This is a genomic window from Actinomadura bangladeshensis, assembly GCF_004348335.1.
GTDB lineage: Bacteria > Actinomycetota > Actinomycetes > Streptosporangiales > Streptosporangiaceae > Spirillospora > Spirillospora bangladeshensis.
In genome coordinates this window covers 22,532-36,751 of the sequence record NZ_SMJW01000056.1, presented here as the reverse complement: position 1 = coordinate 36,751, position 14,220 = coordinate 22,532, and the positions used below count along the sequence as shown (strand labels likewise).

The following is a 14,220-nucleotide window of genomic DNA, read 5'->3' as shown; positions in this document are numbered from 1 at the left end:
CCTCCAGCAGCCCGAGGACCTGCCGCGCGTACCCCGCGTAGACGGCCCCGGCGGGCGTCAGCCGGATGCCCCGGCCCACCTTCTGGACGAGCGGCACGCCGAGGTCGCGGGTCAGCGCGGCGACCGCCGCCGACACCGCCGACTCGGTCACGTACAGCCGCCGCGCCGCCGCCCGCACCGACCCGGCGTCGGCGAGCGCGACGAACGTCCGCAGCCGCGCCTCCGTCACCCGCCGGCCCCCTGCCTCACGTGCCGACCTCCTCGTTCAAGTGAATGCTTGATGGTCACCGTAGAACACTTGATGGACATCGCAAGTATCGGGCGGTCAAGCTTCGAGGCGTCACGGTTCCACATGGGCCGGGACGTGGCGCTCCGCCCCGTTCCCCTGGGCATGCCGTCCTTCACCGGGGCGGAGCACCGCGTCCCGGCCGACCGGCAGCAAGCGGAGGAGAGCGGCGTATGAGCTCGGGCAGATGGTCGGCGGGCGTGATCCCCTACGCGGAGATGGGCTACTGGCGCCCGGACTACGAGCCGAAGGACAGCGACATCCTCGCCGCCTTCCGGATCACGCCGCAGCCGGGCGTGCCGCCGGAGGAGGCGGGCGCGGCCGTCGCCGGCGAGTCGTCCACCGCGACGTGGACGGTCGTCTGGACGGACCGGCTCACGTCCTACGAGAACTACCAGGGCAAGTGCTACAAGGTGGAGCCGGTTCCCAGACAGGAGAACCAGTTCATCGCCTACATCGCCTACGACCTCGACCTGTTCGAGGAGGGGTCGATCGCGAACCTGACGTCGTCCATCATCGGGAACGTCTTCGGGTTCAAGGCGCTGAAGGCGCTCCGCCTGGAGGACATGCGGATCCCGACCCACTACGTGAAGACGTTCCAGGGACCGGCGCACGGCATCGTCATGGAGCGCGAGTACCTGGGCAAGTTCGGGCGTCCGCTCCTGGGCGCGACCGTCAAGCCCAAGCTCGGCCTGTCGGCGCGCAACTACGGACGCGTCGTCTACGAGGCCCTGCGCGGCGGCCTCGACTTCACCAAGGACGACGAGAACATCAACTCGCAGCCGTTCATGCGGTGGCGCGACCGCTTCCTCTACTGCATGGAGGGCGTCAACCGGGCGCAGGCCGCCACGGGCGAGGTGAAGGGCCACTACCTCAACGTCACCGCCGCGACGATGGAGGACATGTACGAGCGCGCCGAGTTCGCCAAGGACCTCGGCAGCGTCATCGTGATGATCGACCTCACCATCGGTTACACGGCGATCCAGTCGATGGCGAAGTGGGCGCGCAGGAACGGCGTCATCCTGCACCTGCACCGGGCCGGGCACTCCACGTACACGCGGCAGAAGACGCACGGCGTGAACTTCCGCGTCATCGCCAAATGGATGCGGCTCGCCGGCGTCGACCACATCCACGCGGGGACGGTCGTCGGCAAGCTGGAGGGCGACCCGAACAGCGTCCGCGGCTACTACGACACCCTGCGCCTGGACAAGGTGGAGGCCGACCCGGTGAAGGGCCTCTACTTCGACCAGGAGTGGGCGTCGATGCCGGGCTGCATGCCCGTCGCGTCCGGCGGCATCCACGCCGGGCAGATGCACCAGCTCCTGCACTACCTGGGCGAGGACTCGATCCTGCAGTTCGGCGGCGGGACGATCGGCCACCCGATGGGCATCGCCGCCGGCGCCACCGCCAACCGCGTCGCGCTCGAGGCGATGATCAAGGCCCGGAACGAGGGCCGCGACTACCTCGCAGAGGGCCCTGACATCCTGCGCGCCGCGGCGAAGCAGAGCCGCGAACTCGACATCGCCCTGGCCACGTGGGGCGACATCACCTTCACGTACGAATCCACCGACACCCCTGACGTCGTCGAGACCCCGGTGAGCGTCTGATGCGAATCACCCAAGGAACCTTCTCCTACCTGCCCGACCTCACGGACGCGGACATCGCGGCCCAGGTCGCCTACGCCCTCGACCAGGGCTGGCCGTGCTCGGTCGAGTTCACCGACGACCCGCATCCGCGCAACTCCTACTGGGAGATGTGGGGGCTGCCGATGTTCGACCTCGCCGACCCGGCCGGCGTCCTGTACGAGGTCAACGAGTGCCGCAAGGCGTACCCGGACCACTACATCCGGCTGAACGCCTACGACGCCCGCTACGGGCGGCAGACCACCGCGCTGTCGTTCATCGTCCAGCGTCCCGCCGAGGAGCCCGGCTTCCGGCTGGACCGGACGGAGACGTCCGACCGGCGCGTCCGGTACACGCTCCACCCGTACGCCCTCGACAGGCCCGAGGGCGACCGCTACGGGGCGGGACGTTGACCGAGCGCCCCGGCTTCGGGATGCGCCAGAACGGCTCCCCGGTGGACACGTCCCAAGCTCCCGCCACCGGGGAGCCGCTCCCTCCCGACGCGCGCATCGACCTCGCGAAGGAGCGCGCCGACTCCCAGGTCGACGCCGTCCTGGACGCCCTCGACGCCGAACTCGTCGGCCTGGCCCCGGTCAAGACCCGCATCCGGGAGATCGCCGCCCTCCTCCTCGTGGACCGCGTCCGCGCCCGGTTCGGCATCGACTCCGGGCGCCCCAACCTGCACATGTGCTTCACCGGCAGCCCCGGGACGGGCAAGACGTCCGTGGCCGTCCGGCTCGCCGAGCTGCTGCACCGCCTCGGCTACATCCGCAAAGGCCACCTGGTCTCCGTCACCCGCGACGACCTCGTCGGCCAGTACGTGGGCCACACCGCGCCCAAGACGAAAGAGGTGCTGAAACGGGCGATGGGCGGCGTGCTGTTCATCGACGAGGCGTATTACCTGTACCGGGCGGAGAATGAGCGCGACTATGGGCAGGAGGCCATCGAGATCCTGCTCCAGGTCATGGAGAACCAGAGGGACGACCTCGTCGTCGTCCTCGCCGGATACAAGGACCGCATGGACTCCTTCTTCGCGTCCAATCCGGGCATGAGCTCCCGCATCGCGCACCACATCGACTTCCCCGACTACGAGCCGGACGAACTGGAGGCCATCGGCCACCTGATGATGGAACGCGAGGGCTACGGCCTCGCCCCCGCCGCCGAACCGGTGTTCCGCGACTACCTGTCCCGGCGCCGCGCCCAGCCCCGCTTCGCGAACGCCAGATCCGTCCGGAACGCCATCGAACGCGCCCGCCTCCGGCACGCCAACCGGCTCCTCGCCGCCGGCGGCGACGTGGGCCGCGACGACCTCACCACCCTCCACCCGGAAGACTTCCTGGCCAGCCGCGTATTCGCGTGACCGGTGTCACACCGGAAACGGGGATGTGCCTCCGCATGTCCTAATGTTGGGCGTAGGACATGTGGAGTGGGGGAGAAGTTGCTTAACCCTGAGGATCTGTACGAGCTCGACGCCGACCTGCCGGAGATGACGGGTCCGGTGCTGCTGCACAGCCTCGACGGCTTCGTGGACGCCGGATCCACCGGGCAGCTCGTGCGCGAGCACCTCCTGGAGTCCCTTGAGCACCGCGTCATCGCCCGCTTCGACGTCGACTCGCTGATCGACTACCGGGCCCGCCGGCCGCCGATGACGTTCGACCGCGACCACTGGGCCTCCTACGAGGCGCCCGAACTGGTCGTCCGGCTGCTGCGCGACGAGGCCGGCAGCCCGTTCCTGATGCTGTCGGGGCCGGAGCCCGACCGGCTGTGGGAGGGCTTCACCTCCTCCGTGGTCCACCTGGTCGAGAAGCTCGGGGTCGGCGTCGTCGTCGGGTTCCACGGCATCCCGATGGGCGTCCCGCACACCCGTCCCGTCGGCACCACCGCGCACGCCACCCGGCCCGAGCTGGTCAACCGCAACTCCTGGTTCGACAAGGTGCAGGTGCCCGGCAGCGCCGCCGGGCTGCTGGAGCTGCGGCTCGGCGAGGCCGGGCACGACGCCGTCGGGTTCGCCGTGCACGTCCCGCACTACCTCGCCCAGTCCGCCTACCCGGCCGCCGCCGTCGCCGCGCTGGAGGCGATCGTCTCCGCGACCGGGCTGGTGCTGCCCGTCGACCGGCTCCGCGACGCGGCCGCCGCCACCGACGCCGACATCGCCGACCAGGTGGACGGCAACGACGAGGTCGAGAAGGTCGTCCGGGCGCTGGAGCAGCAGTACGACGCGTTCGCCGGCGCCGCCGAGCGCGACAGCCTGCTCGCCGAATCGCAGGACATGCCCACCGCGGACGAGCTCGGCGCCCAGTTCGAGCGGTTCCTCGCCGAGCAGGACGGGCCCGACCCCGCCGGCTGACATATCCCGTCCGCCGCTGGGTAGGCGAGCGCCCGAGAGGGGAGGTTCGCTCATGGCCCAGAAGGTGAACGAGGTGATGACGCCGGTGCCCGTGGCGGTGCCCCCGGACACGTCCCTGGTCGAGGTCGGGGACCTCATGCGGCAGCACGGCATCGGCGACGTCCTCGTCGTCCACGAGGGGCGGCTGCGCGGCCTGGTCACCGACCGCGACATCGTGATCCGCGCCGTCGCCGCGCACCGCGACATGTCCGGCACCACCGTCGCCGACATCTGCAGCACCAACATGATCACGGTCGCGCCCGGCGAGGACGCCGACGAGGCGGTGCGGCTGATGCGCGAGCACGCCGTCCGCCGGATCCCGGTCGTGGACGGCGACCGCCCGATCGGCATGGTGTCCATCGGCGACCTGGCCGTCCAGCGCGACGAGCGCTCGGCCCTCGCCGACATCAGCGCCGAACCGCCCAACACATGATCACGCTGAAGCTGCCGGACGCCGAACTCGCCGGCGACCTGGCGATCCCGGACGGCGCGACCGGCGTCGTCCTGTTCGCGCACGGCAGCGGCAGCTCCCGCCTCAGCCCCCGCAACCGTGCCGTCGCCGAGGGCCTCAACGCCGCCGGCATCGGCACGCTCCTCATCGACCTGCTCACCCAGCACGAGGACGAGGTCGACCGCGTCACCGCCGCCCTGCGCTTCGACATCGAACTCCTCACCCTCCGCCTGATCGGCGCGATCGACCGCCTCACCGAGGGCCTGGAGTCAGCGCCGCACACGGCCGGCCTCCCCATCGGCCTGTTCGGCGCCAGCACCGGCGCAGCCGCCGCCCTAGCCGCCGCGGCGGCCCGCCCCCGCATCGGCGCGGTCGTCTCCCGCGGCGGCCGCCCCGACCTCGCGGGCCCGTCCCTGCCCCGCGTCCAGGCCCCCGTCCTCCTGATCGTCGGCGGCCGCGACACCGAAGTCCTGGCCCTGAACGAGAAGGCGGCCGAGCAACTCGACCACTCCGAGATCCACATAATCTCCGGCGCGACCCACCTGTTCGAGGAGCCGGGCGCCCTGGAAGAGGTCACCATGCAAGCAGCCGACTGGTTCAACCGGAACTTGTGATGCGCGACGTCATCGTGGTAGGAGCCGGCCCCGCCGGCACGTCCGCCGCCTGCCACCTGGCCCGTGCCGGCCTGGACGTCCTCGTCCTGGAGAAGACGTCCTTCCCTCGCGAGAAGATCTGCGGCGACGGCCTGACACCCCGCGCCGTCGACGAACTCCACGCCCTGGACATCGACCTGTCTGACTGGTTCCGCACGGACGGCGTCCGCCTCATAGGCGCGGGCCGAACCCTGGAGCTTCCCTGGCCCTCAGGCCACGGCCTGACCCGCACCCGCACCGACCTGGACGAACTCCTGGCCCGCCAGGCCGTAGCCGCCGGTGCGACCCTCCTGGAGAACACAAAGGTCACCGCGCCTGTGGTGGACCGTGGCCGCGTAACGGGCGTTGAGACGAGCACGGGCACCCACCACTCCCGCCTGGTCATAGCGGCCGACGGCGCCTCGTCCCGCCTCTCCATCGCCCTGGGCCTCCATCCCCGCCGCGACCGTCCCATAGGCATCGCGGGCCGCCGCTACTACCGAAGCCCCCGGCACAAGGACACCTACCTGGAAATCTGGCTGGACCTGGCCCCCGCCGCCTACGGCTGGGCGTTCGGCATGGGCGACGGCACCTGCAACGTAGGCGTGGCCCTGCTTCGCACAGACCACCCCGACTACCACCACCTGTTCACCGACTGGCTGAAAACCCTCCCCACCGTCTGGGGCTTCACGGAAGACAACGCCGAAGGCCCCCTACGCGGCGCAGCCCTCCCCATGGGCTACAGCCGCCGCCCCCACTACCTCCCCGGCCTCCTCCTGGCCGGCGACTCGGGCGGCATGGTCAACCCGTTCAGCGGCGAGGGCATCGCCTACTCACTGGAGGCAGGCCGCCTGGCCGCCGAAGTGATCGCAAGGGCCTACCACGGCCCCTTCCCGGAGAAGATCCTCCGCTCCTACCCGTCCGCCATCCGCCGCGCGAGCGGCGCCCCCTTCACCCTCGGCCGCGCCTTCACCCGCGCCATCGAGAACCCCCGCATCATGCGGCTGGTAACGAGCCAGGGCCTCTCCCACCCCACCCTGATGCGCTTCGCGATGACCCTCTTCGACGGCATGCCACCTGCCACCGTCCCAACCCCGACCGACCGCCTGGCCACCGCCGTGACCCGCCTGACCCCGACCACCTGACCGGACCAGCGCGACGCCCGCCCACACCCCGGGAAACCGTTTCGCGCTCGTCCCCACGAACCGGGTACGCTTTCCCGGCAACCCGGGCGCGTAGCTCAGGGGTAGAGCACTCGCCTTACAAGCGAGGAGTCGGCGGTTCGAAACCGTCCGCGCCCACCTGCGAAAAGACCCTGTTCCCGATCATGGGAACAGGGTCTTCGTGCCATTAGCGTGCCATTAGCGTGCCATTAGCCGACGAGCGCGAGCGATCCGGCCGCACCGTCGTCGTCATCCGGGTTCTCGCTGTTGATCTTGTTGTCCATGGCCTGGGCGATGGCCCGGTTACCGCCCGCCGTCCGGTGCTGGTAGATCATCGCGGCCCGCACGCTGTCATGGCCCATCCGTTCCATGAGGTCGCGGAGCGTCGCGCCGGACTCGGCCGCGAACGTGTTCCCGGTGTGGCGGAGGTCGTGAAAGTGCAGGTTCGGCACGCCGAGCTTGGTCACGGTCTCGCCCCACTTGGTGGAGCGCCGGAAGTTCGCCCGCCGCAGGACGCCCCCGCGCTTGCCGGTGAAGATCAGCGCGTCAGGCTCAGCGCCGGTGAAGTTGCCGAGATGCCGCCGCAGGTCCGGGATGATCGCTTGGGGGAGTGCCACGGTGCGGAGGCCAGCCCGTGACTTGGGCGGCCCGATGATCAGTTCGCCGGTGTCCAACTCGACTTGCGCTTGCCGGACGGTGACCGTCCCGGCGTTGAGGTCGAGGTCCATCCTGCGCAGCGCGACGACCTCACCCCACCGGAGGCTTGCGAACGTCGCGAGGAGGACGAGAGCACGCAAGTGTTCCGGCACCATCGCCGCGAGCTTGAAGACCTGGGCGACGGTGAGGACCGGCCGTTCGTCGGGCTTCTCTTCACCGGCACCTTTGATCCGGCACGGGTTGCGGGAGATGATCATGTCATCGGTCGCCGTCATGAGGACGGCCCGCAGCAGTCGATACGCCTTGGCCACCTCGGACGCCCCGACTCCCGCACTGATCAGGGTGGCCCGCCACTCGCGGACGGTCGCCGTGTCGATCTTGCCGATGGGCACATTGCCGAGATACGGCGTGATGCGACGCCGGAGAAGGCCCCGGTAGATCTCGACCGTACGCGCCCGCAGGTCCGGCCGCTCGTTGATCCACTTGGCCGAGTACTCCGAGAGCTTGACCTTGGCCCGCTGCGGGTCCGTCCAGTCGCCGGCGATCTGCTTCGCTTCCAACAGCGAGAGCTGCCGTTCCGCCTCGCGCTTGGTCGGGTAGGTCGTTCCGGCCGAGCGCATCTTGCCGTCCGGCCCCGGATACCTGACTTGGAAGCGCCCGGAGGGTAGTTCGCGGATGCTGCCGAACCGGCGCTTCCCCTGCTTGTTCGCCATCAGGCGGCCTCTCTGCTCTCAGTTGCCGAAAGATCGGAGGCGGTTGCTCGGTCGAGTTCTCGCCGCCGTTGGATGCGCTCGTTGATCAGCAGCAAGAGCCGTTGCTCTGCTGGCTTGACGTCCGGGTCGCCAGGCCCAGCCCGTTCCCAGACGTGGACCGCTTGGGGGTCGGCCGGGTTGGCGACGGGGATTCCGGCTTCGGCGAGGCGAGCCAGGACCCAGGCTTTGCGGTCGGCTTTGTGGTCGGCGAGGGTTTTGCCGGACCATTTGCGGGAGACCAGGACGCGGCGGCCGCCGTAGCCGAGGTGTTCGCGTCGGTGGGCTTTGCCCTTGCAGTAGCCCGGCGTGAGGCCCTTGCGCGGGTTCTTGGGCTGGACGCCGTAGCGCAGCCAGTTCGCACACGTCGGCGAGCACGGCTCATACCGCAGGGCTTCAGCCATCCGGTCGACGTGCTCACGCTGCGCCGCAGTCTCGGCCTGATGGCATTCGGCCACGCCTTTGACCAGGTACTTGGTCAGGTAGCCGATGCACCGCCGGGAATCGGCCGAGTCGGCGAGGACGCCTTGCGCATCGATCTGCCGCCCGAAGCGGATCACGTGCAGGGGTTCGGCGTTCTCGTCCTGGCCGAGGGCGTCTAGCGCTTCATCCCAGGTGGGGAGGACTCCGCCGGTTGCCGGGTCGAGGTAGCCGCCGCCGTCCTGGCCCGCGATGTCGTCCCAGACGGGCAGGTGTTCGCCGTCGAAGACGACGCGGTCGGTCGGAGGCCACCACACTTGGTGGTAGGTGGCCGCCACCACCTGCCGCAGCTCAGCCCGCGAGACCGTGCCCCGGATCGCCATGTGCAGATGCGGCGCGAGACGCCGTTGCGGTTCGACGGCGGCGAAGTACTGCACGTCATAGCCGACGAACCGGCGCAGGTTCTGCACAAACCGGTCAACCAGCTTGGAGAAGTGCAACGCGTCCCGTGCCGCCCGCGCGTAGTCGTAGGACTCGGGGTCGACCGGCGTACCGTCACCCCGTACCCGCCCGTAGGAGTCCAGGGTGAGGGTCAGGAACAGCGAGGGCCGGAAGGTCTTCCCGTCCGCACCTCGGAACACCTTGCCTACTGTGCGGGAGTCGACCGGACGCCGAGGAAGGTCGGGCGCATCCTGCCGCCGCCGGGTCGACCGAGTCCGCCGGCCCTTGGAGTCATCACCGGTTTTGAGGGAGCCGCGGACCCCGGTGCGTTCAAGCTCGTTGTCGAGGTCGCGAATGACCGCGTCCCAGAACGAGGTGTCTTCCCCGTCCGCCGTTCCGTCGAGGGCCGCGCGGTCACGGGCCGCCGCCGCTTGCGCCCGCAGTTCCATCCACGCGCGTTGCTCGGCGTCGGGGTCGGCGCGGGTGATGACGGGTTCCTCGGTCAGGTGCCAACCTTGACGGCACTGCACGGCGCGGAGTTTGCGCTTGCGTTCGGCGCACGAGGGGCAGACCGAGGCCAAGGTGTGACCGCACGGGACGTAGACCATTTCCGCCGCACCCGTGTTCAGGTCGACCCGCCGCATGGGGACGGGGCGGATGCAGACGCCGTGCTCGACCGCGACCGCTTCCAACACGCCCCGCGCCAGCGGAGCCAGCGTCTTGACCACCGGTTCCGGGCCGGGTTCGGCCGACGAGGACGGGGCGACCTCGGGAGCGTCGAGGGTGGGTTGCGTGACGCCAGGAGCCGGGTTGGTCACGCAGCCCCCTCGATGTCGAGGTCAGGCAGGCCGAGCGCGACCATGTCGCGGATGTCGTTGTCGGAGACGTAGGCCGCCCGGACCCGCACCGGGTCAGGGGAGGTTTCCAGTCGGACGAACCCGACGCCCGCGCCGATCTCCGGGACCGAGGAGATTTGATCAGCGAGGGCGCCACGGTCGCGGGCGCCGTCGCCGAGCACCATGTCGACCTGTTCGTCTTCATCGAGGCGCAGGGCGATGCGGTCGGGGAACAGGTTGCGCAGGTTGTTGACCTCTTTGCGCGCGTCCTGCTGCGCCCCGATCACGCAGTACCCGACCGAACGGCCTTGCGAGGTGAGCACGGCCAGCGCCGACTCGGCCCGCTTACGGAGATCCCGCTCAGGGCAGTAGGCGGTCAGGAACGCCAGCTCATCCACCACGACGACCCGGAACGGGTGCTCATGCGACGGCGCGAACGACCGCGTCACCCCGGCGAACTGCTCGGCCCGCGCGTTCATGTCCTCGGCCGCCGCCTCCAGCAACTCGACCATGCCGCCCTTTGGGTCGTCGCTGTAGCGCCCGTAGCGTTCGAACAGCGGACGGCCGAAGGACAGTTCCATGCGTTTGGGGTCGGTCGCCCACACCTCCACTAGGCCCGCGAGCATCAGCGGGAGGAGTGCGCGGACGGTGGACCAGATGACCGAGCCCTTGCCGGCCCCCGTCGCCCCCGCGATCAGCACATGGGTTCCGAGGAGCCGCAGCCGCCACGGCGACCCGTCCTCACACCGCCCGACCGGGAGAGCGGACAGGTCGACCGCGGACCCATCCGGGACGGGCAGGGCCGGGATCGGGACGGCGAGGGCATCTTTGCGGACGAATTCCAGCCAGATGCGGCCCGGACGGTCCCCGTCCCGGACGCGGACCAGGGTTGCGCCGAAGCCGTGCGCGAGGTTGACCGCCACCCGCTCCCACGCGTCCGGAGCCTGCCCCTTGAGCATCCGGACGAGCACCCGATCCGAGGTCGGACCGCACCGCACCCGCACGAGGGAGGGCAGGTACTCCCGTCCCTTGTGGACCTTGGTCAGGCCAGCGGTGACCAGGACGGGTTGCCAGTCGCGCCGGTAGACGAGGACGAGGCGCCAGCGGGCACGGGCGGGACGGGCGATCCAGCGGACGAAGGATGGACGGTCCACCCCCGCCCATACGCCCAGGCCGACCGCGACGAGGGCCAGGACCAGGACGGGGACGAGCCAGCCGAAGCGGTAGCCGAGCCAGCCCAGACCGGCCGCGATGGACACGGGGACGATGTTGCGGACCAGGAACACCACCGTCCGGATGAGCGCGCGGACGGCGTTGACGATGAGCACCAGGCCCTCGGGCATGTGCCACACCGGAGGCGCCCACTTGGGTGCCGCGAACGGGTCACGCTGCGCCTCAACGGCAACGTTCTCACCAGGACCGAGCTTGCGGAACTCCCAGGCCATAACCTGGACACCTCTTCTCTTTCGAGCTGCGGGAGAGCGAGAGAAACGGGGGCGGCCGGAGGTACCAGCTCCAGCCGCCCCACCCGATCAACTAGCGGCAACGCGCGGGACTTCGGCCGACAGCGACCGCGACCGGCACACCCCGCAACCGGCGTCGCCGCAGAACCTCGCCAGGGTGTGAGCCCAGCGCACCGACCGCCGCTGTTCGCCGACCTCGGCCACCAGCCGCAGCCCGAACCCACCGGCACCAGCCAGCACGACGACGAGGGCGAGCATGCCGAGGATGTTCATGCCGCGTCCTTGGCAGCCGCGCCGCCGTCCTTGCCCGAGCGGCCCGCGCCCTTGAAGTTGGCCGGACGCACTGCCGACGCCTTGAGCGAGTAGGCCAGCCGACCGGTACCGGAGTTCACGTACGGCGTCACCGTCAGGCCGTCGAACTCCACCGGCACGAACGGGAACCCCGCCGGAGCCTCCGGGACGAGGGGCTGTACCGGCGCCGTGAGCTTGACCTTGAACGTGCCCTTGGACTCGGGGTCGGCGTCCAGCACCTCCACCGCCCACACCAGTTCCCCGGTGTCCTTGTCCCGCGCCTGCACGAAGTTCTCGCGGGTCGACCGGTCGAAGTCCCGCACCGGCTCCACCCCGCCCTTGACGAACGCCCCGAACGGGAACACGTCCCCGAACGCGACCTTGAACGGACCCTGCACCGCCATCACGAACCACCTTCGTTGTTCACCCGACCGCTTGTCCGAACGAGTGCTTGTGGCACGAGTGTACGTCGGCCACTCGACCGAACAAGCTCAGGAGGGAGTGACGTGCATCACATCAAGGGATGGATCAGGTCGGGACGCTGTACACGTCCTCCAGCTCATGCAGCGAGCCCGGCATCACGACCTCCACCACGAACCGCACCACGTCCGAGGCGTCATGCACGCCCGCCAGCATCGACAGCACCGGCTCAGAGGCCTTGATCTCCAGCAGCCCGGCCTCATCGCCGGCGGGAAGCCGGGCGGTCAGCCGCTCGGAGATGTGGTCGACCCGCAGGCCCTTGACCGTCCGCAAATGATCCCGCAGCCCGACCGGCAACGCCGCATCCTTGTCCAGGTCGGTACCGAACACCAACTCAGGCGGGAACCAGCACGTCACCAGATCCGAGGCGATCCCATCCCGGACGGTCAGCGACCGCCGCGCCAACACCCGCCCACGGCCGCCGTCGAGGCCGAGCAGCGCCGCCACCGGCCCCGGCGCGTCGACCTGGCCGACATCGACCAACCGCACACCCGGCAGAGTCTCCGGACGGTCCAGCAGCGCAAGGCCCCGCCGACTGGCCCGCACCTCGGAGGCGGGACGGCCCTTCACGAACGAGCCGCGCCCGTGCTCACGGGTGATCCATCCGTCCTGCTGCAGCATCTGCAACGCCCGCACCACGGTCGTCCGCCCCACCGCGAACTCACGCACGAGCTGTGATTCCGAGGGGAGCATGGAGCCGGGCGGGTAGTCGCCGTCCTCTATCCGGCGCCGCACCTCCAGCACCACCCGCGCATACTTCGGAGGCTCAAACTCCAAGCTCGACATATCGACCACCTGACTACTAAAACGCTTGACCGCATAAGTGCACCTCACGGAACTGTAGCCCGTGTAACACCCACCCGTCAGCCCTCAACAACCCCGACCACATGCCCAGGACGAGCGAACCCGGCTACCGGCCGTAGCCCCCATCACATCCGTCAGGCGGTACCGGGAAACCGGCCGCCACCAAAGCCGTCCGAACCTCGCCGACCCGCCGCGGCCCCATGTGACGCACCTCAGCCAGTTCACGCGAGCGCAGCAACCTGAGCACGTCCCCGACCGTCGCCGTCCGGCCGCGATCGTTGCGCAGCGCGCCCAGCACATGAGCCGACAACCCCAGGCACTCCACCGGACATCCCAGCGTCACCCGCTCATGCTCATGCGGAGCCCCGGACACCGCGTCGGCGAACGACGCGTGCAGTCCCGAAATCCGCCCCGCCTCCACCAGCAGGCCGAGCAGATCCCCGACCGTCCGCACCCCCAGACACCAGACCGGGCACTCAGGTCCGATGCCCGAGTGCCCGACCCTGTGACCGTCACCGGGGTTCACCTCGGCCACGGCCACCCCCGCGCGTTCACGATCGCCTCCCGCAACTCCCGCGGACTCCTCGCCTCCACCAAGCACGCATCACGATGAACCCGGACCATCGCCCACCAGGCGCCCGTGGCGTTCCCGTACCAGGCCACCACCCCGGAGAACTCGCGCTCAATCTGCGCCGCGATCGGTCGCCGACTCGTCTCGTCCGACGCCGACACCCACGACACCCCCATCACCCGCACCCACCCGATGAGCCGAACGAGCCGAACGAGCCGGACGAGCCGGACGACGCGGGAGACGGCGAGGCCGGCGAGCCGACGAAGGGCACCGCGACGACCCGCGCGATCCGGGTCACCGCCGTGACGACATCGGCGACCGGGCACAACGGCTCCAACTCCGGCGGAGACGTACACGACGGCCCCGGCCACACCCAATCCCACCAGAGCACCCCGTCCCGACGACGGCACACCACCTCCTGCCCCAGCCCCGGCGCGAACGCCTGCCCCTGCGGGTCATCCGGGTCAGGTCCACCAGCGGGATTGTGCACCCGCACCAGACCCGACCCCCGCACCTCGGCCACCAGCCCGAGCCGCTCCAACTCCGCGACCAGACCCAACGCCGCCGGACGCCACGCGCCACCAGCAGCCCGAGACCACACCGACACACCCACAAGGCACCACTCCCGAGGACAAGAGAGCGGGACCGGCAGGAACGAGCGGCCACAGGGACGACCCACCACCCCGAACAGAGCCACTACGACACCCCACCGGCCCCGCAGCTTGGACGAACTACGCCGCACGCGCCTCACGCGACGGCGCACACCAGCGACACGGCACCCGCTCAACCTCCGGCCCGGAACCACCCGGCGCCCCGACCAGCACCGCCCGCCGAGCGTGAGCGAACTTCCACCCACGACCGCCGCAGTGCCCGCACTCGTTGCCCGCTTGCTCGTCTCGCATAGGCCAACACTCCCGCCGGGGAGTGTCCTAAAGAAGGCCGTCTATAGGTCTCTTAGAGGACGTAAT

At 70.0% G+C, this 14,220-nt stretch carries 17 protein-coding genes and 1 tRNA gene; 9 read left to right on the top strand and 9 right to left on the bottom strand.

Features of this window, described 5'->3' with window-relative positions; genetic code table 11:
- On the bottom strand, nt 1-229 hold a 229-nt coding region (locus E1284_RS13795), incomplete at its 3' end, for a helix-turn-helix domain-containing protein (protein WP_131939457.1).
- Between the two features lie 72 nt (nt 230-301).
- On the opposite strand from E1284_RS13795, the gene E1284_RS41430 reads away from it, so the two are divergent.
- The 9 genes from E1284_RS41430 to E1284_RS13755 all read left to right on the top strand — a co-directional run bounded on the left by E1284_RS41430 (nt 302) and on the right by E1284_RS13755 (nt 6,678).
- Entirely contained in the window at nt 302-463 is a 162-nt protein-coding gene (locus E1284_RS41430; RefSeq protein ID WP_165965253.1) for a hypothetical protein, read from the top strand.
- Nucleotides 460-1,893, top strand: coding sequence for a form I ribulose bisphosphate carboxylase large subunit (locus E1284_RS13790; RefSeq protein WP_131939456.1), 1,434 nt, complete (start codon nt 460-462; stop codon nt 1,891-1,893). The genes E1284_RS41430 and E1284_RS13790 overlap by 4 nt, the downstream gene beginning before the upstream one ends.
- Nucleotides 1,893-2,321: a ribulose bisphosphate carboxylase small subunit gene (locus tag E1284_RS13785; RefSeq protein ID WP_131939455.1), complete on the top strand. Its 429-nt coding sequence runs from the start codon at nt 1,893-1,895 to the stop codon at nt 2,319-2,321. Before E1284_RS13790 ends, E1284_RS13785 begins: the two co-directional genes overlap by 1 nt.
- On the top strand, nt 2,318-3,268 hold the full coding sequence (gene cbbX, locus E1284_RS13780; protein WP_243714465.1) for a CbbX protein: 951 nt from the start codon (nt 2,318-2,320) through the stop codon (nt 3,266-3,268). The genes E1284_RS13785 and cbbX overlap by 4 nt, the downstream gene beginning before the upstream one ends.
- Nucleotides 3,269-3,346: 78 nt before the next feature.
- The gene (locus E1284_RS13775; RefSeq protein WP_131939454.1) at nt 3,347-4,255 is read left to right on the top strand and encodes a PAC2 family protein; all 909 of its coding nucleotides are present in this window, start codon (nt 3,347-3,349) and stop codon (nt 4,253-4,255) included.
- Nucleotides 4,256-4,307: 52 nt separating this feature from the next.
- Nucleotides 4,308-4,727, top strand: coding sequence for a CBS domain-containing protein (locus tag E1284_RS13770; protein WP_131939453.1), 420 nt, complete (start codon nt 4,308-4,310; stop codon nt 4,725-4,727).
- On the top strand, nt 4,724-5,359 hold the full coding sequence (locus E1284_RS13765) for a dienelactone hydrolase family protein (RefSeq protein WP_131939452.1): 636 nt from the start codon (nt 4,724-4,726) through the stop codon (nt 5,357-5,359). Before E1284_RS13770 ends, E1284_RS13765 begins: the two co-directional genes overlap by 4 nt.
- Nucleotides 5,359-6,522, top strand: a complete 1,164-nt coding sequence (locus tag E1284_RS13760; protein WP_131939451.1) for a geranylgeranyl reductase family protein — start codon at nt 5,359-5,361, stop codon at nt 6,520-6,522. Before E1284_RS13765 ends, E1284_RS13760 begins: the two co-directional genes overlap by 1 nt.
- Before the next feature lie 84 nt (nt 6,523-6,606).
- Nucleotides 6,607-6,678, top strand: a tRNA-Val gene (locus E1284_RS13755).
- Nucleotides 6,679-6,749: 71 nt separating this feature from the next.
- Here the strand turns inward: E1284_RS13755 and E1284_RS13750 are convergent.
- The 8 genes from E1284_RS13750 to E1284_RS13715 form a co-directional block, all read right to left on the bottom strand.
- Nucleotides 6,750-7,910, bottom strand: a complete 1,161-nt coding sequence (locus tag E1284_RS13750; protein WP_207923744.1) for a site-specific integrase — start codon at nt 7,908-7,910, stop codon at nt 6,750-6,752.
- On the bottom strand, nt 7,910-9,535 hold the full coding sequence (locus tag E1284_RS13745; RefSeq protein WP_131939460.1) for a replication initiator: 1,626 nt from the start codon (nt 9,533-9,535) through the stop codon (nt 7,910-7,912). Before E1284_RS13745 ends, E1284_RS13750 begins: the two co-directional genes overlap by 1 nt.
- A gap of 86 nt (nt 9,536-9,621) precedes the next feature.
- Nucleotides 9,622-11,088: an FtsK/SpoIIIE domain-containing protein gene (locus tag E1284_RS13740; RefSeq protein WP_243714464.1), complete on the bottom strand. Its 1,467-nt coding sequence runs from the start codon at nt 11,086-11,088 to the stop codon at nt 9,622-9,624.
- Nucleotides 11,089-11,175: 87 nt separating this feature from the next.
- Entirely contained in the window at nt 11,176-11,379 is a 204-nt protein-coding gene (locus E1284_RS13735) for a hypothetical protein (protein WP_131939450.1), read from the bottom strand.
- Complete coding sequence (locus tag E1284_RS13730; protein WP_131939449.1) at nt 11,376-11,801, bottom strand: plasmid replication, integration and excision activator; 426 nt, start codon at nt 11,799-11,801, stop codon at nt 11,376-11,378. Before E1284_RS13730 ends, E1284_RS13735 begins: the two co-directional genes overlap by 4 nt.
- A gap of 124 nt (nt 11,802-11,925) precedes the next feature.
- The gene (locus E1284_RS13725; protein ID WP_131939448.1) at nt 11,926-12,663 is read right to left on the bottom strand and encodes a GntR family transcriptional regulator; all 738 of its coding nucleotides are present in this window, start codon (nt 12,661-12,663) and stop codon (nt 11,926-11,928) included.
- A 124-nt stretch (nt 12,664-12,787) separates the two neighbouring features.
- The gene (locus E1284_RS13720) at nt 12,788-13,216 is read right to left on the bottom strand and encodes a nucleoside/nucleotide kinase family protein (RefSeq protein WP_131939447.1); all 429 of its coding nucleotides are present in this window, start codon (nt 13,214-13,216) and stop codon (nt 12,788-12,790) included.
- Nucleotides 13,217-13,427: 211 nt separating this feature from the next.
- Nucleotides 13,428-13,859: a hypothetical protein gene (locus E1284_RS13715; protein ID WP_131939446.1), complete on the bottom strand. Its 432-nt coding sequence runs from the start codon at nt 13,857-13,859 to the stop codon at nt 13,428-13,430.
- Nucleotides 13,860-14,220: the final 361 nt, after the last annotated feature.

Excerpts from the sequence above, each read along its gene's own strand:
- E1284_RS41430 (WP_165965253.1), top strand. The coding sequence starts at position 302 with ATGGACATCGCAAGTATCGGGCGGTCAAGCTTCGAGGCGTCACGGTTC.
- E1284_RS13790 (WP_131939456.1), top strand. The coding sequence starts at position 460 with ATGAGCTCGGGCAGATGGTCGGCGGGCGTGATCCCCTACGCGGAGATG.
- E1284_RS13785 (WP_131939455.1), top strand. The coding sequence starts at position 1,893 with ATGCGAATCACCCAAGGAACCTTCTCCTACCTGCCCGACCTCACGGAC.
- E1284_RS13770 (WP_131939453.1), top strand. The coding sequence starts at position 4,308 with ATGGCCCAGAAGGTGAACGAGGTGATGACGCCGGTGCCCGTGGCGGTG.
- E1284_RS13765 (WP_131939452.1), top strand. The coding sequence starts at position 4,724 with ATGATCACGCTGAAGCTGCCGGACGCCGAACTCGCCGGCGACCTGGCG.
- E1284_RS13760 (WP_131939451.1), top strand. The coding sequence starts at position 5,359 with ATGCGCGACGTCATCGTGGTAGGAGCCGGCCCCGCCGGCACGTCCGCC.
- E1284_RS13750 (WP_207923744.1), bottom strand. The coding sequence starts at position 7,910 with ATGGCGAACAAGCAGGGGAAGCGCCGGTTCGGCAGCATCCGCGAACTA.
- E1284_RS13740 (WP_243714464.1), bottom strand. The coding sequence starts at position 11,088 with ATGGCCTGGGAGTTCCGCAAGCTCGGTCCTGGTGAGAACGTTGCCGTT.
- E1284_RS13735 (WP_131939450.1), bottom strand. The coding sequence starts at position 11,379 with ATGAACATCCTCGGCATGCTCGCCCTCGTCGTCGTGCTGGCTGGTGCC.
- E1284_RS13730 (WP_131939449.1), bottom strand. The coding sequence starts at position 11,801 with ATGGCGGTGCAGGGTCCGTTCAAGGTCGCGTTCGGGGACGTGTTCCCG.
- E1284_RS13725 (WP_131939448.1), bottom strand. The coding sequence starts at position 12,663 with ATGTCGAGCTTGGAGTTTGAGCCTCCGAAGTATGCGCGGGTGGTGCTG.